The following is a 21471-nucleotide window of genomic DNA, read 5'->3' as shown; positions in this document are numbered from 1 at the left end:
ATAATTTCTCAATCAATCGGAATGATTGTTGCAAAAAAAGGCAACATATCAAATTTTTTTAATCTAAAAAATCACACATGAAAAAAAAGGTTGATGAATTACTGAACAACTGGATTGAGAGAGAAAAAGCAGCATCGAAATTATCTGCGATTGTCAATGATTTATGGTTTAACAAATCGGTTGAACTGGTTTTTTTTCGTAAAAAGTTGTTTGACAAAGGGATAGAGCTTATCCTGCAGCATCATAAGCTTGGAAGGCAGATAACCCAAAAAGAAATTTATGTTTTCGACACACTTTCAATTGCTACTGCCATTCAGAAACTCGATATTGCTCCTTCAAAAATTGACATTGGGATACTTGCTTCCCAATGGTTTGAAGACGGGAAGGATAGGAGTGCCGATGAATTTGTCAGCGAGCGGCTTAAGGATTATATCGGAAAAGACAAATTCAGGCTTCAGCCAAAAGATGTAGTACTTTACGGATTTGGCCGGATAGGAAGGATTGCAGCCCGTTTACTGATCAACAATACCGGCAAGGGAGAGCAGCTCAGGTTAAAGGCCATCGTCATCAGAGGGAAAATGGATGCTGCCCAGATTCAAAAACGAGCAGAGTTGCTCAGAAATGACTCGATATACGGACCTTTCAGAGGAACTGTGGATGAAGATTATGAAAATGAGGGACTTATTGTAAACGGTCAATTTATCAAACTCATCTCAAGCGATCATCCTTCAGAAATTGATTACACACAATGGGGTATTAATGATGCCTTGCTGATAGATAATACGGGAGTCTGGCGCGACAGGGAGGGCTTAAGCAAGCATCTTCAGGCAAAAGGTATTTCAAAGGTTTTACTTACTGCACCCGGAAAAGGTGATATTCCAAATGTTGTTTTTGGTATTAATCATGATCAATTTTCACCTGAAAAAGAAAGTATATTTTCTGCAGCTTCCTGTACAACCAATGCCATAGTTCCTGCTTTGAAGATTATTGATGATGAATTTGGTATTGAGTTCGGACATATAGAAACCGTGCATAGTTATACCAACGACCAGAATCTGCTGGATAATTACCACAAAAAATACAGAAGAGGAAGAGCTGCAGCACTTAATCTGGTCATTACCGAAACAGGAGCAGGCTCAGCAGTTGCCAAAGCACTGCCTCATCTGAAAGGGAAGCTCACAGGAAATGCCGTGCGTATTCCGACACCTGATGGATCGCTGGCCATCCTGAACCTGACATTAAAAAAAGAAACCAGCAAGGAAGAAGTTAATCGTGTGTTGAAACACTACAGCCTGCATGGAAATCTGGTCGAACAGCTTGATTTTTCTGAAAATGCAGAGCTTGTATCGAGCGATATTATCCGCGACAGCCATGCAGGAATTATTGACGGAGCTGCAACCATTGTTGGAGAGAACAAGAAAAATGTGGTGATATATGTCTGGTATGATAACGAATGGGGATATACAGAACAGGTTGTCAGATATGCAAAGCATCTGGCAGGCGTGAGGAGACTGACCTATTTTTAACAAATGTGATTAAAAAAATTTTCACCTGTAATTAATTTTAAAGAACTTTGTAAAAAATCTTTTCTTTTATGCTGAAAAAAGCCAAAAGCCTTTTTACTGTCATGGTTATATCCACTTTTATACATGCTCAGGGAGTTTATGATAATAGTGGAGGCTATTTGATTGTACCTTCAGGTGGATATCTGATAACGCAGAATTTTACAATTGGGAGTTCAGGATCATTCACAGCTGGCGGAAATATTTCTGTTTCCGGAGACTGGACCAACAATAAAGGAAGTACTCAAACACTTAGCGGTGGACTTGTTACTTTCAATGGAAGTTCAACCCAACAAATTACCGGTAACAACCGTACAGATTTCAATAATCTGACTGTTGCTTCCGGAGCGGCTGTTGAAGTTCCGGCCAGTAAGCATGTGAACGTTAATGGAATATTGACCATGACCGGTTCATTTACTTTACTGTCGAGTGCAACGTATTCAACAGCATCTTTGATTGATGCCGGAAGCAATAGCGGAAACTTAACAGTCCACAGACATCTCACAGGAGGAAAAAGGCTGCATTTTGTTTCATCTCCGGTACATAACGGGGCTTTTACCTCCATTTATGACAATACCAATGGAAATTACAATGTTTACTGGTATGATGAAACCAATACCAGCACTGATCCGAATATTGGCTGGACAAGAATTTTATCGGGTACACTGACTGACGGACTCGGTTATACGGCAGTTTATGATAATTGGACGACCAGGATTTTTACAGGAACATTGAATACTTCAAGTGATATAGGTGTAACCATCACCAATACCAGCTCAGGTAATTCAAGTGCAGATGGCTGGAATCTGGTGGGGAATCCCTATCCTTCAGCGGTAAGTTGTTCGACATTTGTTGCTGATAACTCTCTGATTGATGGTACATTATATTTTTGGGACAGCGATACAAGTGGTGGAGGTGGCTACAGCAATGCCGATTATGCCAGTTGGAACGGAAGTGGCTCTGCTGCTTCAGGTGGAGGTCAACAGGTAGCCCCCAATGGAGTTTTAGCCATTGGCCAGGCTTTTTTCGTGAAAAAATCAGGTGCTGGAAGCGGAACACTTTACTTTAAAAATTCACAAAGAATGCACACGACAGATGCGCAATTCTTTACTCCTGAACTCATTGATTTTCAAAGAATAAAATTATCTGTAACGAATGATTTTAATCTGTCGAATGAAATCATTATTGCCTTCAGGAAAGAAGCAACAGATGAGCATGACAGACTTTATGATGGTATAAAACTTAAAGGGAATCCCAATCTGGCATTTTATTCCATCTGGGATGAAAAAGAATATGTCATTAACAGCTTACCGGAGATTGATGCAACGACTAATAAGGTAATCCCTCTGGGTTTGGATGCCGGACTTGAAATTAACCATCAGATTAAACTGCTTGGTTTTGAGAATATTGATCCCTCAGTTAAGATTTATCTTGAAGACCGTCAGGAAAAGAAATTTATTGATTTGGCAGAATTAAGAAGTTACGAATTTATTCCGGCAAAGGGGACTAACATCAACCGGTTTTTTATTCATATCAATCCTGACCTTACTGGCATTGCAGAAAATCATGCTGATTTTCAGGTGTATAGTTCCGGAAAAACAATTTATCTGGTTAATCCTAAAAATTTGGCAGGAAATTTCATGGTAACAGATATGATGGGGAAAATACTCTGTAAAGGGGATTTACATATCAATTACTTTAATCTGAATGTGGCCAGAGGATATTATTTGATTCATATTCAGACAAACGGCAATTTCATCACGAAAAAAATATTTATTCAATAAATGATTAAAATTCAGACAATTATGAAAAAGATTCTGACACTTTTTGTTTTTGTATTGGTGATAAATGTTGTAAGATCACAGACAGTTGTTACAGATACTGCAGGATACACTTCAGCAGATAAATCAGCGGTGCTGGATGTCAGATCAACAACCAAAGGATTATTATTACCACGACTGACTGCTACACAAAGAAACGGGATGATAAATCTTGCCGATGGCCTGATTGTCTATCAATCCAGTGGCTCAACAGGACTTTATTTAAGGAATTATGGTTCATGGGAAAAATTAAGCACCTTTTCTCTTCCTTCCTTAACATCCGGAAGTGTGTTGTTCAGTGATGGAACAACGATAAGCCAGGACAACAGTAATTTCTATTGGGATAATACCAATAAAAGGCTGGGGATAGGAACAAGTCCGGGTTATCGGTTGCATGCTTTACTTAGCAGTAGCGGAGCTGAAAACTGGCTTTCCTATTTTAACGTTTCAGGAGGAACCACTGACAACAGAGCTGTGACAGGATATGCACATGGCACAACAACCAATTATGGTATTTTCGGGCAGGCTGGTCATGCTTCTGAAGGCTCCGGGTCTTATAATTATGGTACTTATGGCTTTGCTTATGGAACAAGTAGCAGTGCTGAAAACTTTGGGGTTTATGGAAATACGACTGGAGTTGGTACCTATAATTTTGGTGTTAATGGTAAAAGCACCGGTGCAGCTTCAGGTACCAAATATAATAATGGAGTAAATGGATATGCTGCTAATAGTGATTATCAGAATGTTGGTGTATGGGGTGAAGTTGCAAGTGCCGGGAGTTATTTTAATGCTGGAATAGCAGGCAGAATGTCAGTTAATGGGCAAAATAACGTAGGAGCTTCCGGAAGTGCTTATGGTTTAACTTCTGGCTCTGTAAACATTGGAGTTCAAGGTTGGGCATGGGATTATGATGGTGCAAACGGAGGAACTGCTACTGATATAGCCTTTTATGGTATTAATGGACACGTAATACTTGATAACATAACTAATTCAGCTGCAGAATTAAGATTTGTTGAGCCAAATGAGAATTCGACAGATGGCTTTTACGATGGTTCAAACAATTACACCGCATTTAAAGCTCAGACTCAAAGTAGTAATATAACCTATACACTTCCTTCTTCTGATGGTTCAAGTGGAGATGTATTATCAACAGATGGAAGTGGTTTATTATCATGGACAACTAAGCTAAGTGGGTCAGGGACATCTGGTTATCTTTCAAAATATTCATCATCAACTTCATTGTCAAGCTCAATATTATATGATGATGGAACTAATATTGGAATTTCTACAACATCTCTTACAAGTAAGCTTGATATTAATGGTTCATCAATCAGAATCAGGACTTCTTCCACTCCAAGTTCATCATCTGATAATGGTTATACAGGGGAAATCAGATGGGATACTGACTTTATCTATATTTGTACAAACGGAGATGGACCAGGTGGCAATACTGATACATGGAAAAGGGCTGCAATTTCAACGTGGTAATTCACCCCTGTTTCATCCCCTGCCAATAATCTTCCATTTCCTCCAGACTCATTGATCTGAAGGATTTTCCGTCTCTTTTAACAGCCTCTTCCATCCGGTTAAAACGGTCAATAAATTTCAGGTTGGTTTTTTCAAGGGCAGTGTCGGGGTTGATGTCGAAAAAGCGGGCATAATTGATGAGTGAAAACAGCAAATCGCCAAACTCATCTTCAATTTTATCCTTACTCTCAGCCTTCAGAACTTCCTCATGAAATTCTTTCATTTCCTCTTCAATTTTATCCCATACCTGTTCCCTGTGGTCCCAGTCGAAGCCCACTCCTTTAGCTTTTTCCTGAATACGAATGGCTTTTATCATCGAGGGTAAGCCGGCAGGAACACCACCAAGCGTGGTTTTGTCCCCGTTACTTATCTTTATTTTTTCCCAATTGTCTTTAACTTCAGCGTCATCCCTGACTTTCACATTTCCATAGACATGCGGATGACGTTCGATGAGTTTTCCGACCAAATCATTGCAAACATCATAGATGCTGAACTCCTGTTTTTCTTCGCCTATTCTGGCATAGAAAACAATGTGAAGGAGCAGATCGCCCAGTTCCTCTTTTATTTTTTCAGGAGCATTCAGCAAGACAGCTTCTGAGAGTTCGTAGCTCTCTTCCAAAGTATGTGGCCGAAGGCTCTCAAATGTCTGCTTGCGATCCCACGGGCATTTTTCCCTCAGGGTGTCCATGGTTTCAAGCAGGCGCCCGAAAGCTTCAAGTTTTTTTTCTGGATTTTCTCTATCTGGTTTCATGGTAAGGCTTTTGCAATATTCAAGGATTACATTTTTAAAAATATGCTGTTACAGATTTTATTTTTCGTTGCTTTAGTGGGCATTGCGGTTTTTTTACTGAATGTAAAAACAATTTTCAAAAAAGGCGGACAAATGGAAAAGTCGTGTGCTGCCAAACACCGTATGATGGATGCCAAAGGCATCAGTTGTGAGAGTTGCGGGATGGACCCAATGACCTGCGGACTTGACGACAAAGAGCATGAGCAATTTCTGGGTCATAAATAAATTCATTCCATTAAAAATTTGGAAAGGTTTTCGGAGGAATAGAATCTTTCCTTGTTGTTTTCATCTTTGTAAATGAAAAAAACGGCCAGATTCGGTTGGTTTTTTAAAATATTAAGTGATTTTTCTTTCCCCATCACCATGAATGCAGTTGCCCAGGCATCGGCTTCGATGCATTTCTCTGCTATGACTGAAGCACTTAGTAAATCGTTGAAAGCAGGAAAACCGGTTTTCGGATTAATGGTATGGGCATATTTTACCCCATCTTTATAGTAAAAATTCCTGTAATTTCCGGATGTAGCCAGGGAAAGGCCGGTTACGGCAAAGATGGTATCAATCATTTGATCTGGTGTTTGATTTTCAACAGGTTTTTCAATGGCAATGTTCCATTTATTGCCTTTTGGATTGAGCCCACTTACCCTGACTTCTCCTCCAATTTCCACCATATAGTCGCTGATGTGGTAAGACTGCAGTAATTCAGCTACACAATCCACCCCGAACCCTTTGGCTATGGCTGAAAAGTCAAGCATGATATATGGATTGGATTTGATAAGACGGTTTCCATGTAGCTTGACTTTTTCAAACCCAACGTATTGTAACAAGCTATCAATCAAATTACTGTCAACATTATTCATTTTTGAGAAACCAAAGCCCCAGGCATTAACCAAAGGCATAACGGTCGGGTCGAATGCCCCGGATGAAGCCTCCCACACTTCTTTTGACTTTTGAAAAACCAAGCGGAACATTTCATCCACCAGAACTGAGTCGTTAGCCTGATTAACTTTCGAGATAACAGATTCAGGAATGTAGGTTGACAGCGAAAGGTTAACACTATTAAGCAGGGAATCAATGGATTGTTTTAGGTTTATCCCCTCAGGGGAATAATACTTTATGTGATAGATGGTTCCCATGGTTTCGCCTTCCAGAAATGTATATTCTTTCTTTGAACAAGAGGATAACATTAGAGGAAAGAGTAAAAATAAAACCAGTCGATTTTTTTTCATGCCTTAATTTTATGCAAATGTAAATTAATCACGCTTTCTGATTGAATGATTAAGCAGGAAAATAAAAAGCATACTGATGATCGGGTCATTTGGTCAGGTCAACCACTTCGATGCCGGGGTATTTTGAAACATCAAACCTGAACATATTGTCGTTAATTGGGACATTAGGCTTTACACTGACGATATCAAAAGTCAGAATAAGGGCGCTTTCCTTGTAAAAAGTCTGAATCCGCAAAATACTGTAGTTTTTTTTATCAATAAACAATTTAACCTTGTAGTAAGAGAGGTTTTTATTGACGGGAGTCATTTCAATTAAGAAAGCAGGTAAATTATTGACAGTCACATCACCGGCATAACGGGACAAAAAGCCGGTTTCCCACATGGTAAATATTTCTGTCGGATTAATTTCAAGCTCATCAGGGTCATATTTACTTATTTGTACTTCATTCACATCCTTCATGTAAGTCCACACTTTGACCTGGTTGGAAATGATGGTCTGGGTACCTATCGTCAGGTTAAAATTGCCGTTTTTAAGATAAATCATGCCTTTTTGCTGTTCCTTGTAATTATCGGCTCTGTTTTCCATGGTGTAATTGAAGGAAACTTCAGAAGAAGTATATGCTTTGTATTTAGCCACAGTTTTACGGATGATCTCATTGGCACGTGCCACTTCATCCTGAGCTATCAGAGTGAACGAGGAAATAATATTGAATAAAAAAACAATGGCTAAAAAGTGCCTCATCAGGATTAAGAATTATTCCTGAAATTTCTCAAAAACTGTTCCAACGCAAATTCATCAGGAATCAGTACAGCCCGGGCCTTGCTACCTTCAAATGGTCCGACAATACCGGCACTTTCAAGCTGGTCGATAATACGGCCAGCGCGGTTATAACCCAGCTTAAGCCTTCTTTGTATGAGAGAAGTAGAACCCTGTTGATGCTGAACCACAATTCTGGCGGCATCTTCAAAGAGCGGGTCAATGTCATCGAGATCTGCATCCGTTTCAGACACTTCAGCTTCTTTTTCAACCTGAGGAAGGGTATGTACCTGAGGATAAGCGGGTTGGTCGGCAATAAATTCAACAACTCTTTCAATTTCAGGCGTGTCGATAAAGGCACACTGAATGCGGATGGTATCGCTGCCGGTTGAGAACAACATATCACCTCGTCCGATAAGCTGCTCGGCACCTTTTGAATCAATAATGGTTCTTGAATCAACTGCGGCACTAACTTTAAAAGCAATTCGTGCCGGAAAATTAGCTTTAATGGTTCCGGTAATGATATTGACTGAAGGACGCTGCGTGGCAAGAATCAGGTGTATCCCAATGGCACGGGCTAACTGTGCGAGACGGGCTATTGGCATTTCAACTTCCTTACCGGCTGTCATCATCAAATCTGCCAGTTCATCAACCACCAGAACGATGTAGGGAAGGTAGCGGTGTCCTTCAAGTGGATTTAACTGTCTGGCAATGAACTTTTTATTGTATTCCACAATGTTTCTGACATGTGCATCGCGCAGCAAAAGGTATCTTTCATCCATTTCAGCCGTTAAGGAATGGAGGGTATCTATTACCTGACTGATATCGGTGATTATGGCAGAATCCGAATCCGGTAGCTTTGCCATAAAATGTTTTTCTATCCTGCTGTAAATACTTAACTCGACTTTTTTCGGGTCAACCAGTACAAATTTAACCTGAGAAGGGTGTTTTTTATAAAGCAATGAGGTAATGATGACGTTTAATCCGACAGATTTTCCCTGCCCGGTTGCTCCGGCAATCAATAAATGGGGCATTTTGGTTAAGTCGGCAATGAATACATCATTTGAAATGGTTTTACCCATGGCAAAAGGCAATTCCATATTGGTATTCTGAAACTTAGCCGAACTTAATACTGATTTGATCGAAACGATTTCAGGGCTGGTGTTGGGAACCTCGATGCCAATTGTACCTTTGCCGGGAATAGGGGCAATAATTCTGATGCCAAGAGCAGAAAGGCTCAGCGCAATATCATCTTCAAGATTTTTGATTTTTGAAATACGGATGCCGGCTGCGGGAATGATTTCATAGAGTGTAACCGTGGAGCCAACGGTTGCTTTTATTTTCTCTATTTCAATATTATAGTTCCGGAGCGTCTGAACTATCATGTTTTTACGCTCTTCAAGCTCAGCCTGATTGATTTCCGTAATGATTTCAGAATAATCATTCAACAAATCAAGGGGTGGAAATTTATAGTTGGAAAGTTCGAGTGTCGGGTCGTAAGGCCTGAGATCTTCAATGGATTGTCCATCCTGAAGACGGACATCTCTTTCATCGTCTGCTCCTCTTTCTATTTCAAAATCAACTTCCTGTGAGGTCAGAATGGTGTTGCTACCTTCATCAGGGATGGTGGCCTCATCTCCCTCTTCCTCGTCAAAAAAGATAACTTCTTTATCTTCTTCTTCCAGAATAACAGCAGGGCTATCCTGTTCTTCCGGAGGCCATACAGGTTCAGCTTCATCAACTGCTTTTTCTTCCTGAGGGTTAGCTTCTTCTTTTATTCGTTTAGGAAGTTTGAAACTGACATTAAACATAAGTATCAGAAAAAGAACCATGGCGAAAAGCAGGACAATGACAGTTCCGAATATACCCAACAGACTATTTAACCATAGATAAGAAAAGATGCCAAAGCCCCCTGCCATAAGGTCGGCTGATTGATAAAAAAGCAATCCAAGTGTGGTTGAAAGCCAGAACATGGAGAAAAGGCAAAAAACAAGGGTTTTCCTGAAAGGTAGCAATCTGTAATCGAAAAACAACCTGATTCCTGCGACAATAAGGATAAATACAATGAAAAAGGCAGAAATACCAAACCATTTAGCCATGAAAACATAAGAAAGATAAGCCCCGATCAGTCCTCCATGGTTGTCAGCCAGGCCGGGCCTGATTTCTTTGAAACTCAGGATAAGGCTGTTAAAGTCTTTTACCAGGCTTTGGTCCATTTTCCAGGTGAAGAGAAAAGAAATAAATGAAGAAAACAGGATAATGGCAAATGTTAAAATAAACAGACCGGAAAGTTTTCTGATTCTTTCGGCTTTTTCATTCGGAATTGAAAAACTCAGCTTTTTCTTCTGTGAAGTCTTAGCTTTTTTTTCATCTCTGAAAGTATTCTCAGGAATATTGCTTGCTTTAATTGCCATTAATAATAATGTATTGAAAAAGTGCCAGAAAAATCAAACAGCAAAAATATTAAAGCTATTGCTGAAACGAGCGGGTTAGTTGAGCAAAACTTATCAACAAGGTGGGGTTTTCTTCAATGACATTGCCGATGACCACAATATCGGCTCCAGCTTCAAAAGCATTTTTCATTTGCCCGGGAGTTCTGATGCCACCGCCCACAATGATAGGAAGATCAATATGTTGACGAATTAAAGATATCATTTGCAAGCTGACAGGTCTTTGGGCACCACTACCCCCGTCAAGAAAAATAAGCTGAAGACCGAGCATTTTGCCGGCAAGTGCAGTGGACAAAGCGATGTCATCTTTATGGTAAGGAATCGGGAATGTTCCACTTATATAGGATGCTGTAGTAGGCACTCCGCAATCAATCAGCATATAGCCGGTTGGCAGAACCTCCAGACGTGAGCGATGCAACAGCGAGGCGATTTCAACATGCCGGCCTATTAAAAAATCCGGATTTCTTCCTGAAATTAACGAGATAAACAATATTCCATCAGCATTTTCATTAAACTGGTTGGTGCTGCCCGGAAATATAATAACGGGTAGCTGAAGATGCTGTTTTATGGTCAGGATAAATTCATTTATCTGATCTTTGAACATCAGGCTTCCGCCAAGAAAAATCAGATCGGGAGGGTGCTGAGCTGCAATTTTCAATTGCTCATGTAATGAAGAAATGCTTAATTTGTCAGGATCAATCAGCCATGCAAAGAGTTTTTCAGATTTTTGTTTTTTTTCAGATATTTGTTTCGCAATGGAGGTCATAATAATTATTCTGGCTGAAATCTTCTCAGGTGCAAAGATAGAGCTTTTTTTAGAATCAGATTTTAACAGAAACTTATCAACATCACGCAAAAATTAATAAGGATTTCAGAATTAGTTAATTAAAGACTAACACTTTTTTTCATGCGACTGAAAAACAATGTGTTAAGATGAATGTTGAAACTGTTGAAAATATTATTCCGAAGGTTTTATTTCACGAATTAGCTTTGTTTTAAATCTGAAATTCTCTCCATTGACATAAAACGTAAACTTAGGTTTGTGGGGGGATTTTCACCTTTAAAAATTAACAGGAGATAAATGTCAACAGATATGAAAAAAGATTACAGCAAAAAAGAAGGATTGGAAATTAAGAGATTTTACACAAAAAAAGGAATTTCACCTTATGACCAGTTTACCTACGAGCTACGGCATTCTTTGATTAAAAATTCAGAAGGCGAAACTGTATTTGAAATGAAAAATGTCGAGGTGCCTGCAGGTTGGAGCCAGGTAGCCACCGATATCCTTGCTCAGAAATATTTCCGTAAGGCAGGAGTTCCAAGACCAGACGGAACCACCGGACGCGAAACTTCCATCAAGGAAGTCGTTCACCGGATGGCAAATGACTGGAAATGCTGGGGCGAAGAATATGGCTATTTCAACAGTGCCGAAGATGCACAAGCTTTTTATGATGAAATAGTTTATATGCTACTGGCTCAGATTGCTTCCCCCAATTCACCGCAGTGGTTCAATACCGGATTGTATCGCAGCTACGGTATAAAAGGACATGCTCAGGGTCATTATTATGTTGACCCTTTTGATGGTGAAGTGAAAAAATCGGAATCGGCTTATGAGAGGCCACAGCCACATGCCTGCTTTATTCTCAGTGTGGATGATGACCTTGTAAACAAAGGAGGCATCATGGATTTGTGGGTGCGTGAAGCACGAATTTTCAAGTATGGGTCCGGAGTCGGTACAAATTATTCCAACCTGAGAAGCAAATATGAAAAGCTCTCCGGTGGTGGACAATCCAGTGGGTTAATGTCATTTTTACAGGTAGGAGACCGTGCTGCCGGAGCTATTAAATCAGGCGGAACTACCCGCAGAGCTGCCAAAATGGTCATTCTCGATGTCGATCACCCTGAAATTGAAGAGTTTATCAACTGGAAAGTCGAAGAAGAGAAAAAAGTCAAAGCACTCATTGAAGCCGGTTATTCAGCAGATTATGAAGGAGAAGCTTACAGAACCATCTCCGGACAAAATTCAAACAATTCGGTCAGAGTAACCAACGAATTCATTCGTGCAGTCGAAGAAGACAGAGACTGGGAACTCACTGAAAGAACCACAGGCAGGGTTATTAAAAAAATTAAGGCTCGTCAGTTGTGGCAACAAATCGTAGAAGCTGCATGGAATTGTGCCGATCCGGGTCTCCAGTTCGATACTACCATTAATGACTGGCATACTTGTCCGGAGGGCGGAAGAATTCGTGCCTCCAATCCATGTTCGGAATACATGTTCCTCGACAATACTGCCTGTAACCTTGCTTCATTGAATCTGAGAAAATTTTACAATGAGGAAACAGGAATTTTCGATGTGGAGGCATATAAATATGCCATCAGGCTTTGGACTATCGTGTTGGAAATCAGTGTTTTAATGGCTCAGTTTCCTTCGGAGGAAGTAGCAAGGCTTTCGTATGACTACCGAACTTTAGGACTGGGTTATGCCAACCTTGGTTCACTTCTGATGGTCAGTGGAATTCCGTATGACAGCGAGGAAGCTTTTGCTATGACCGGAGCACTAACCAGCATACTGACAGGACATGCCTACACTACTTCTGCGGAAATGGCTAAAATTCTTGGTCCGTTTAAAGAATATGAGAAAAATAAACCTCATTTTCTCCGTGTGATTAAAAATCATCGTCTTGCCGCTAACAATCTGACCGAAGGATATGAAGGCCTTGAAGTTATTCCGAAGGGGATTGAACCTCGCTATTGCCCTGATTATCTGCTGAAAGCAGCATGTCAGGTGTGGGATGATGCCTTGAAAATGGGTGAAGAATATGGCTTTCGCAATGCTCAGGTTACGGTTCTGGCACCAACAGGTACGATCGGACTGGTGATGGACTGCGACACAACCGGAATAGAGCCCGATTTTACACTGGTGAAATTTAAAAAACTTGCCGGTGGCGGGAATTTAAAAATCATCAACCAAAGCATTCCGGTGGCGCTCAAACGACTGGGTTATTCTGAGAAGGAAATTGATGACATTGTCAAATATACCATTGGAACAGGCAGTTTTAAAGATGCACCCTACATAAATTATGGTTCACTCCTGAATGCCGGCCTCGCTTATGAAGATATTAAAGAAATGGAAGCTAAGCTGAAAGGTTCTTATTCATTGCATGATGCTGTAAGTGTAAGAACACTCGGAGTTAATTTCATTGAGAAGCTTGGTATTCCAAAGGAAAAATATGAAAGAAAAGATTTTCATTTGCTTAAAGAGTTAGGCTTTACCGATAAAGAAATAGCAGCCGCATCCTTGTTTGTTTGCGGAAATCTGAGTATTGAAGGAGCACCACATTTGAAAGAAGAACACCTGCCAATATTTGACACAGCCAACAAAAATGGATATAACGGAAAAAGATTTATCCATCCGATGGGACACATCCGTCAAATGGCAGCTGCACAGCCGTTTATTACCGGTGCTATTTCAAAAACCGTTAATTTCCCGAATGAAACGACCATCGAGGAAATTGATAAATGTTATTACCAGTCGTGGAAGCTTGGACTTAAATCTATTTCCATATATCGTGATGGAAGCAAATATAGTCAGCCACTGACATCAACTTCTGATGATAAAAAGACCGATTCTTCTTCAAAAGAGGGTGAAAGGCTGTATTCAATCGATGAACTTACTCAGGAACAGGTCCTTCAGGCAGCCCAAAAGCTAATTGCACAGACTGAGGATACCAAATTTAAACGTGAGCTTTCAAGAATAGTTGAAAAGAAAAGATTGCCAAGCAAGAGAAAAGGATTTACCCAGAAAGCAAAAATAGGAGGTCAGACCATTTTTGTCAGGACGGGCGAATACAGTGATGGAACTCTTGGCGAGGTGTTTATTGACATGCATAAAGAAGGAGCCAGTTTCAGGAGTATGCTCAACTCATTTGCAATAGCCATATCGATTGGCCTTCAATACGGAGTCCCATTAGAAGAATATGTGGAAAAATTTACTTTCACACGCTTCGATCCTTCGGGAAATGTTGACCATCCAAATATTAAATATGCAACCTCCATCATCGATTACGTTTTCCGTCTCCTTGGTTTTGAATATCTCAACCGTACTGATCTTGTTCAGGTACCACCTGAAGCACTGGAACAAATACAGAACCCCACCATTTCACTTTCAAATGAAACACAACAAAGTATTGAAAGTCATGAACATGAACACATTCAAAAGCCTGTATTGACATCCACTCCCAATACAAAAGATGCCAAAGCCTATAAGCCTCAGGAAGGATACCTGAGCAATATGATGGGTGATGCACCTCCGTGCGATTTGTGCGGACATATTACCGTCAGAAACGGAACATGTTACAAATGTTTGAATTGCGGAAACAGTCTGGGTTGCAGCTGATACAATCCAATGAAAATCAGGCACCCTGTTGAAATCAGGGTGCTTTTTTATTTTTGGTTAATCAATAAAAATTTCCGGTTAAAAATAAATGCTAATCCTCGGCACCAAAGGACTGGAGTAAGGTGAATTAGGTTGGTAATTCAGATTATATAGAAGTAAAACCTGAATATAAGATCGGCCTTCATTGAAATATTGCCGGTAGCCTCCTCCGATGAAAAAACTTCCCAGCCATCTGCGGTTAAAGCCCGGCAGTGTATTGTCATAATATTCATAATTTAGGGCCTCATATTCAGTATGGAGTAGTACTGATTCAAAAAGACGGTAGTTCAAAAAGGTAGTTCCGCCATAGATGCTGGATTGATAGATTCCACCGCTGCCGTAAATAACATCCAGATTGTAGCGGTAGTAGGTATAATTGATGCCTAAGCCTCCTGTAAAACGTTTGGTAATATCGAAACCGGCCTGAGGTGCGACCTGAATGTAGGTTCTTGCACCAAACTGAGCTCCTGCACCTCCCCCGAAATGAATCCGGTCTAAAATGTCGGCTTTCTTTTCCTTGTTAGGAATATCTCTCGAATATTTTTCGTCCTCTTCTTCCTGTGCGAAAGAAAGAAAGGAAAATACAACCAGAAATAACAAAAATGCTGTAAAACGCTGAATCATAGCTAACATTTATTCAAGTAGCATACCATAAAACTAAGGGAGCGTTTTGCTTTCTTCCTGAAGACAGATTCCCATTTCAGCAAGCTTATCAAGAACAGGAAGATAGATTTCAGGATAAATAGGGATATGAACTCCTTTCAGAGAAATCTTGTTTTCAAGAATTAAACAGGATGCTACGGCAGCAGGAAGTGCAACTGTTTTAGCTACAGCAGAGTCTTTCCCGGGTTCTCCATATACAAGCATGCTTGAGTTGATGACTTCTTTGCTCCCGTCAGGGTAAGAAACTTCAAAATAATGCATCATCTGAACCATGTCTCTTTCATGATCTTCCAGCAACATTTTGGGTATCATCAGATCGGCAGTAATGTCGAATGGTGTGGTTTTTTCTTTATTTATCGGTTCATTGTCGAGAAATCCAACCCATTTCAGAGCTTCTAAAGGCAGAGAATTGTTTTTTAACCCTAAAAAAGTGCAAAGATTATTTTCTAAATTTTCATCAGTCGTCAAATCAGCCTGCCGTGCAATAAACTGACGATATGTTAATTCAGATGAATCTATTTCAACATCAGAGAAAAGGTTAAGTTTTTTGAAAGCATCCATTATTTCGCACCAACCCGGATAGCGAATAGTGCCCCTCATCAGCGAGCAAACTTCATGAATACCATATAAATCTATGTAACTCAACGAATCACGGTTTGGATAAACCTCCATCTGTCCAAATTCCGGAAAATCAATAGTCCTGACATCTTTAAAAAGATTTTCCGGTGAAATATTTACCATATAACCGTTTCTGACATATTGAGCTGAATTTTTACCAGCAAGTAAAACCCCTCTCGGACTCCATGAGAAGCGGTAACGAAATGGGTTGTCGGCACTTTCAGGCGCTGGTAAAGCTCCGCAGTAAGAATAAAAAACATCAACAGTGCCTTTCTTTTGATGAACATGGTCAATGATTTTCATGGCGCTCATGTGGTCGATACCGGGGTCAAGCCCGCACTCATTCAGAATAATGATACCTGCATTCTTTGCTTCATCGTGAAGTGATTTCATTTCCGGGCTGACATAGGATGTGGTCAGCATATTCTTCCGGTACAGGATACATTGACGTGCGACCTTTACGTGATAAATATAAGGAATCAGACTGATGACCAGGTCATGTTCCTTTACAAGCTTTGACAAAAGTTCTTCCTTTTCAATTGTCCAGTCAACGACATTAAAATTACTTTTGTCGCCAGCGAGGTGATAGGCACGATCGACCAGTGGAGTTGCTATCGTAACAAAATATTGATGATCAAGCAAATAGCGTATGACAGGCCCGGCAACCATTCCGGAACCCAGTAACAGTACTTTTTTCATGGTTATTTATTTTTTTTCAGGAGTCACTGATTCATGTGAGATGTCTTCCAGCCCTTTTTTCTGTAAAATAATCTCGAGCAGTTCTTCAGGAGTCTTTCCAAGATTTTGCAATAGTATTTTGGCCTGAGGTGTCAGCGGGTCTTTAGGATAGTCTTCTATCATCTTTTGATAACACTTTCGGGCATTATCAAAGTCTTTCAGTTTTGACTGGTAAAAATCAGCAGCTAAAAAGAGACCCTGAGGTGCCTGAGGACTTTTTGGGAATTTTTCACTGATTTGAACAAGGTCGCTGACAGCATTTTTTGTTTCACCCAGATAAGATGCCTGAATAATGGCTTTTGCAATCATCATCTCGGGGATAAGACTGTCTTTGGGATATTCTTCAATGAATTGATCATACAGGACAACAAGTTTATTGGCTTTGTTTACATCATAATTTGCTGCAACAATGGATTGTTCAAATTCTTTTTTCATATTTGAGATTTCATCCAGATCATGCTGACGTTTCCTGTTTTTTCCGCATGAGGCAAATAACAACAATACAAACAGGTAAATGATGGTTTTATTTTTCATAAGACTTTGAATTTTAATGAGTTTTAGTCATGCTTTCTTTAACAACAATGATAAAATCAGCCAGTTTGAGCTTGTCTTGCTCAAGCTGCTCTATGTTTTCCTGCTCTTCAGTGGTAATGGTCAGAATTTTCAAACCGGGTTTAAGTTTTTTCAGATACCAGATAATTCCTTCATAATTGTTGGTATGGTAAGCCCCGTTGAAATGAAGAAAAATGCTGTTTTTCTTCAGGTTTTTTTCAATAAAGTAGGCCATGGTGGCATCTTTAATTGCCTGAGCCTGAGCGATATACTTCATTCCTGGTCCCCCTCCCTGATGAACCATATTTTTATAGCCCGGCAATTCAGGGTCAAATGCTATGGGTAATCTGGCAATATACTTTTTAGCTTCCTTATCCAGTAGATTGTCGAGGGTATCGAGGCCGTATTTGGCAACCACTGAGGCGTATCGTCTGGGAATATTGGTGGCTATAAATGGCAAATTCTTTTCTTTTGCAAACAGTACCAATGGTTTATAGTCAGTTTGATAGTTTGGCCAGAGACGGGCTTCCTTTTCAAAACTGCTTTCAGAAATAATATTGCCAAGATATTCGTTCATCAGAAGTTGTTGGTCTGCTTCAAACATTTCGGCTCCAAGTACAAGTTGATTCCCTTTTAATTCAAACAATGATTTAGTAAGTTCATACTGCAGCCAATGGGCAATGGCAGAGTTGTGCAATTCTCCGAAAAAGACGACATCACAATCTTTTGCCTGATTAACAATTTGTTCAAAATCAGTTTTTTGTCCATCAGAAGTGAAAATCTGATAGGGAGAAATGCTCCCGGCAAAGAAGAGCAGAAAACTCAGGGATAAAAGTGTAAAATTTTTCATTACTTTTTGGTATTTAATGACTTATAATAATAACTATCCAGTGCAACAATGACAGCAATGAATGCCCAGAAAGGAACTGAAGCTTTGTCGGTATGGAGAAAATTGTTGACCAGACCGTGAGAAAAATATGTTATCAAACTTAGCGTCATCAGTAAAGCCCAGATACGCATTTCTTTGGTAGGAGCATGATAAAAAATGGTGGTTCCACGCCAAAGAACAAACAAAACGAGCAGGATCATGGTCAGCATTCCCGGGAGACCCGATTCGCTTAAAGGCCCGATATATTCGCTATGGGCATTTCCAAGCGTTCCAAAATCAGTGCTGATGGGTGTACGGTTTTTTGCCAGCTGATAAGGTGCGTACTTGAAAATATATGTGCCAGGCCCGAAACCAAATACAGGCCTTTCCTTGTACATCCTGATAGCTGATACCCAACGGTTTATACGCTCCGTGTTGCTGATATCTGTCGAGATATTGGAAACAGATTTCAGATGGTCCCGCAGGTCATCGGAAGAGACAGATTTGGTATTGGCCATATACATTTTTACCAATGGCCAAAAATAAACGAGTGAGATTGCTAATAAAACCATCAGGCCAAGCTGATAATGAAATTTTATGCGCAACAAAATAATGATTAAATATCCCAATGCTACGAACACACTCATCCATGCTGCCCGGGTGAAAGAAAAGACAAGACCGGTGATGAGAATAAGCAGGTATATCAATGCAAATAATCGTTCATTAGGGCTGATTTTCAATTCTTTAGCCTTGATTACAAAGCCGGTAAGAATAGGAATGAAAAAAGCCAGCACGGCTCCATAAATGGTATGGTCTTTAAAAAATGGCATGGTAACTTTATTTGACCATTCCTGAGTGAAAAAATGATGGGAATGTTTGTACAGGATAAACAGCACCGCAACCACCAATGAGCTTGAAAAGAGCCAGATAAAGATTTTTATCGATTTAAGATTTTTGAAAATGCTGATTCCCAATAAATAAAAAACAGTTACATACCAGAGTCTTGAGGCAAAAAACTTAAAAGAAACAAGTGGTAAAGTACTTGTAAAAGAGGTAATAAGTACCCAGATTAAATTCAGGAAAATAATGATAGAAACCGGATGTTTCCAGATTCTTTTATCCTGAATGCCGGAATACATGATTCTCAGCCACGCCAGAACAGTCAGTAAAATGATGAGCGGTTCGGTTGGTAATACAATCACAGAATTAAAGTCATCGAATTCAAAACTATAGGACAGAGGAGTTGCGAGTGCAACAAAATAGATGACAATATCAGGGTATTTAATTGTCAGGTAAATAAAAATGAGGATAAGCGGGAAAACGGCAGCCCAGTAATAATTGTTTAACAGCAATAAAATATTAATTCCGATAAATATCAGAGATAAAATTGTGAATAACAAATATTTCCGTGAGAATAATATTTCCACTGGCTCAGGATTGACTTTCTTTTAATTCCGGGTTGATGTAGTTCCAGTTTTCGACAATGATCAGAACGATTGATGAGAACAAAAATGCTGAAATAAAAGCAATCAGGGTGATAACAGAGCGTTTTGGAAAGGCTTTTTTCTCCGGAACAAAAGCTCGCTCGATAATAAATTTTGTAGGTATCATGCTTTCCACATCCGCTTTCACCTGTTTGTATTTATCGCGAAGTTTTACCAGTTGTTCCAGTTCATATTCGAGCTCACCGGCCAGCCATGCCTGAGTAGGTCCGTATTTCGAAAGGATATTCAGCTTTTCATCAATACTTCGTAAAGCGGCTGTATTTCCTTTATTGATGGCTTCTGCATAAGCGGTGCTGAGTGCCTCTGATTGTGCGGTATAGTCAAGAACACCAAGTTTGGCCAGAGAGTTCATAGAATCAATCAAGTCCTGAACATGTTGTTTTTTTTCGGTAAAATCTTTTTCCACAATCTTGAGCCCTTGTTTTGCCCTTTCTTTCAGCATATTGTTGCGGATAGTATCCATAAATTCGACCATGTCGTTGGCAATTTTTGCTGCCAGCTCAGGATCTTTATCCCTGACGGTTACCTTTATGGATGTATATTCTGTAAGGCTTGACCTGACATTTTTCCTGAATTTATTACCGAATTTTGTGTTGGCATATTTATCAGTCGGCTTGATGTTGTAATGCTCCATCAGGTTATACTTCTTTTTAAGCTTTTCAGCAATGCGATCCGATTGTAATATTTGCAGCAATTGTTCAGCATCTTCCCCTTCTCCGACAGTGAGAAAGTCCTTGTCAGAATAAACATTCTCGTTCAGAAGTCCTCTTGAAATAGACATATTGGTTGAAGGGTAAAAAATCGTGTAGGCTTCATATTTTGGCGTGGTAATGAAAGGTGCAGAAAAAATGATAGCAGCAATTGCAGAAAGCAGGCTGAATCCACCGATGACGAATTTCCATTTCCATAAAAATCGCACAACTTTCACAAAATCATTAGAGTTTTTTTCGCTCATCTTACAGGTTTATTTAATAATTCGATAAATTTTGAGTTTGCAAATTTCAACAATTCAGCTTGTCAAACAAAAAGTATTTAACGAAATATTAGGATGCTCATTGCAGACATGTCAAAATTAATTCTATTTTTGCCTTAATAGTTTATATCAGTCTATTGCCATGAAAATTTGCGTAAATACACGATTTTTAATTAAGGATAAATTGGAAGGCTTTGGTGTATTTACGTTTGAGATATTGAAAGAGTTTTGCAAACGACATCCGGAACATGAGTTTTATTTCCTCTTCGACAGGAAACCCTCTCAGGATTTTGTTTTTCCAGGCAATATCAAACCTGTCATTTTGTTTCCTCCGGCACGTCACCCCTTTCTCTGGTTGATCTGGTATGAAGTCTCTGTTTACACAAAGTTAAAAAGAATCAAGCCTGATGTCTTCATTTCGATGGACGGGATGATACCATTGAGAAGTAAGGTGAAAAGCATTGCTGTGATTCATGATATTGCCTTTGAATCATTTCCGGAGGCTGTACCCTTTCTTGTCAGAAAATATTATCAGCTGTTTTTTCCTTTATATGCCCGAAAAGCAACGAAAATTATAACAGTATCTGAGTTTTCCCAAAAAGATATTGCCGAAAAGTATCATCTGAGTCCTGATAAAATTCATGTAGTTTATAACGGGCATCAGGGAGTTTTCAAACCGCTTGATAAAGCTGAAATTTCAAAAATCAGGGAGGAGATAAGTCGGGGATACCCCTATTTCCTTTACAATGGTTCGCTTCATCCGAGGAAGAATGTATCTAACCTTCTGAAAGCCTTTGACTTATTTAAAGAAAAAGACAGGCAAAACATAAAACTTGTCATTTCTGGTCGCAGGGCATGGAAAACAAAAGAGATGGAGCGGGTTTACGAAAACATGAATTTTAAAGATGAAGTCATTTTTACAGGTTGGCTGCCGGAGAAAAAACTGGCAGAACTCACTGCATCTGCTCTTGCATTTGTTTATGTTTC

17 protein-coding genes are annotated in these 21471 nt (G+C 39.7%); 6 read left to right on the top strand and 11 right to left on the bottom strand.

Annotation, left to right across the window (positions count from 1 at the left end; genetic code table 11):
• Positions 1 to 77 precede the first annotated feature (77 nt).
• From GX437_11830 to GX437_11820, 3 genes are all read left to right on the top strand, one after another.
• On the top strand, positions 78 to 1526 hold the full coding sequence (locus tag GX437_11830; protein NLJ08349.1) for a glyceraldehyde-3-phosphate dehydrogenase: 1449 nt from the start codon (positions 78 to 80) through the stop codon (positions 1524 to 1526).
• Positions 1527 to 1594: 68 nt separating this feature from the next.
• Positions 1595 to 3346 (top strand): T9SS type A sorting domain-containing protein, encoded by a 1752-nt coding sequence (locus tag GX437_11825; protein ID NLJ08348.1) that lies wholly within the window; start codon positions 1595 to 1597, stop codon positions 3344 to 3346.
• 21 nt (positions 3347 to 3367) lie between these two features.
• The gene (locus tag GX437_11820; GenBank protein ID NLJ08347.1) at positions 3368 to 4870 is read left to right on the top strand and encodes a hypothetical protein; all 1503 of its coding nucleotides are present in this window, start codon (positions 3368 to 3370) and stop codon (positions 4868 to 4870) included.
• A gap of 1 nt (position 4871) precedes the next feature.
• Here GX437_11820 and mazG read toward each other — a convergent pair whose 3' ends face one another.
• Complete coding sequence (gene mazG / locus GX437_11815; GenBank protein NLJ08346.1) at positions 4872 to 5660, bottom strand: nucleoside triphosphate pyrophosphohydrolase; 789 nt, start codon at positions 5658 to 5660, stop codon at positions 4872 to 4874.
• Between the two features lie 42 nt (positions 5661 to 5702).
• On the opposite strand from mazG, the gene GX437_11810 reads away from it, so the two are divergent.
• Positions 5703 to 5924: a hypothetical protein gene (locus GX437_11810; protein ID NLJ08345.1), complete on the top strand. Its 222-nt coding sequence runs from the start codon at positions 5703 to 5705 to the stop codon at positions 5922 to 5924.
• Positions 5925 to 5926: 2 nt separating this feature from the next.
• Here GX437_11810 and GX437_11805 read toward each other — a convergent pair whose 3' ends face one another.
• The 4 genes from GX437_11805 to GX437_11790 form a co-directional block, all read right to left on the bottom strand.
• Positions 5927 to 6925, bottom strand: coding sequence for an FAD:protein FMN transferase (locus tag GX437_11805; GenBank protein NLJ08344.1), 999 nt, complete (start codon positions 6923 to 6925; stop codon positions 5927 to 5929).
• Between the two features lie 85 nt (positions 6926 to 7010).
• Positions 7011 to 7667: an outer membrane lipoprotein carrier protein LolA gene (locus GX437_11800; GenBank protein ID NLJ08343.1), complete on the bottom strand. Its 657-nt coding sequence runs from the start codon at positions 7665 to 7667 to the stop codon at positions 7011 to 7013.
• A gap of 5 nt (positions 7668 to 7672) precedes the next feature.
• Entirely contained in the window at positions 7673 to 10096 is a 2424-nt protein-coding gene (locus GX437_11795; protein ID NLJ08342.1) for a DNA translocase FtsK, read from the bottom strand.
• A gap of 55 nt (positions 10097 to 10151) precedes the next feature.
• A complete protein-coding gene (locus tag GX437_11790) occupies positions 10152 to 10898 on the bottom strand; it encodes a geranylgeranylglyceryl/heptaprenylglyceryl phosphate synthase (protein ID NLJ08341.1) in 747 nt (248 codons plus the stop codon).
• Positions 10899 to 11225: 327 nt separating this feature from the next.
• Here GX437_11790 and GX437_11785 point away from each other — a divergent pair, with 327 nt between their 5' ends.
• Positions 11226 to 14528 (top strand): vitamin B12-dependent ribonucleotide reductase, encoded by a 3303-nt coding sequence (locus tag GX437_11785; GenBank protein NLJ08340.1) that lies wholly within the window; start codon positions 11226 to 11228, stop codon positions 14526 to 14528.
• 78 nt (positions 14529 to 14606) lie between these two features.
• Here GX437_11785 and GX437_11780 read toward each other — a convergent pair whose 3' ends face one another.
• From GX437_11780 to GX437_11755, 6 genes are read right to left on the bottom strand one after another with little or no spacing between them, the layout of a single operon-like run.
• Positions 14607 to 15191, bottom strand: coding sequence for a hypothetical protein (locus GX437_11780; protein ID NLJ08339.1), 585 nt, complete (start codon positions 15189 to 15191; stop codon positions 14607 to 14609).
• Between the two features lie 33 nt (positions 15192 to 15224).
• Positions 15225 to 16547, bottom strand: a complete 1323-nt coding sequence (locus GX437_11775; GenBank protein ID NLJ08338.1) for a saccharopine dehydrogenase — start codon at positions 16545 to 16547, stop codon at positions 15225 to 15227.
• Between the two features lie 6 nt (positions 16548 to 16553).
• Positions 16554 to 17120 (bottom strand): tetratricopeptide repeat protein, encoded by a 567-nt coding sequence (locus GX437_11770; GenBank protein ID NLJ08337.1) that lies wholly within the window; start codon positions 17118 to 17120, stop codon positions 16554 to 16556.
• Between the two features lie 13 nt (positions 17121 to 17133).
• Positions 17134 to 17988 carry a ChaN family lipoprotein gene (locus GX437_11765; GenBank protein ID NLJ08336.1) on the bottom strand — a complete coding sequence of 285 codons (855 nt, stop codon included), beginning with the start codon at positions 17986 to 17988 and terminating at the stop codon, positions 17134 to 17136.
• A complete protein-coding gene (locus GX437_11760) occupies positions 17988 to 19406 on the bottom strand; it encodes an O-antigen ligase family protein (GenBank protein NLJ08335.1) in 1419 nt (472 codons plus the stop codon). Before GX437_11760 ends, GX437_11765 begins: the two co-directional genes overlap by 1 nt.
• A 31-nt stretch (positions 19407 to 19437) precedes the next feature.
• Positions 19438 to 20466 (bottom strand): hypothetical protein, encoded by a 1029-nt coding sequence (locus tag GX437_11755; GenBank protein NLJ08334.1) that lies wholly within the window; start codon positions 20464 to 20466, stop codon positions 19438 to 19440.
• Between the two features lie 160 nt (positions 20467 to 20626).
• Here GX437_11755 and GX437_11750 point away from each other — a divergent pair.
• Positions 20627 to 21471 (top strand): glycosyltransferase family 4 protein (locus tag GX437_11750; GenBank protein NLJ08333.1); only part of this gene is annotated, 845 nt, incomplete at its 3' end.

This window comes from Sphingobacteriales bacterium, assembly GCA_012517435.1.
In the GTDB taxonomy this organism is placed as follows: Bacteria; Bacteroidota; Bacteroidia; order CAILMK01; family JAAYUY01; genus JAAYUY01.
Note: the sequence above shows the minus strand (reverse complement) of the source record. Positions and strands in the feature narration are given on the sequence as shown.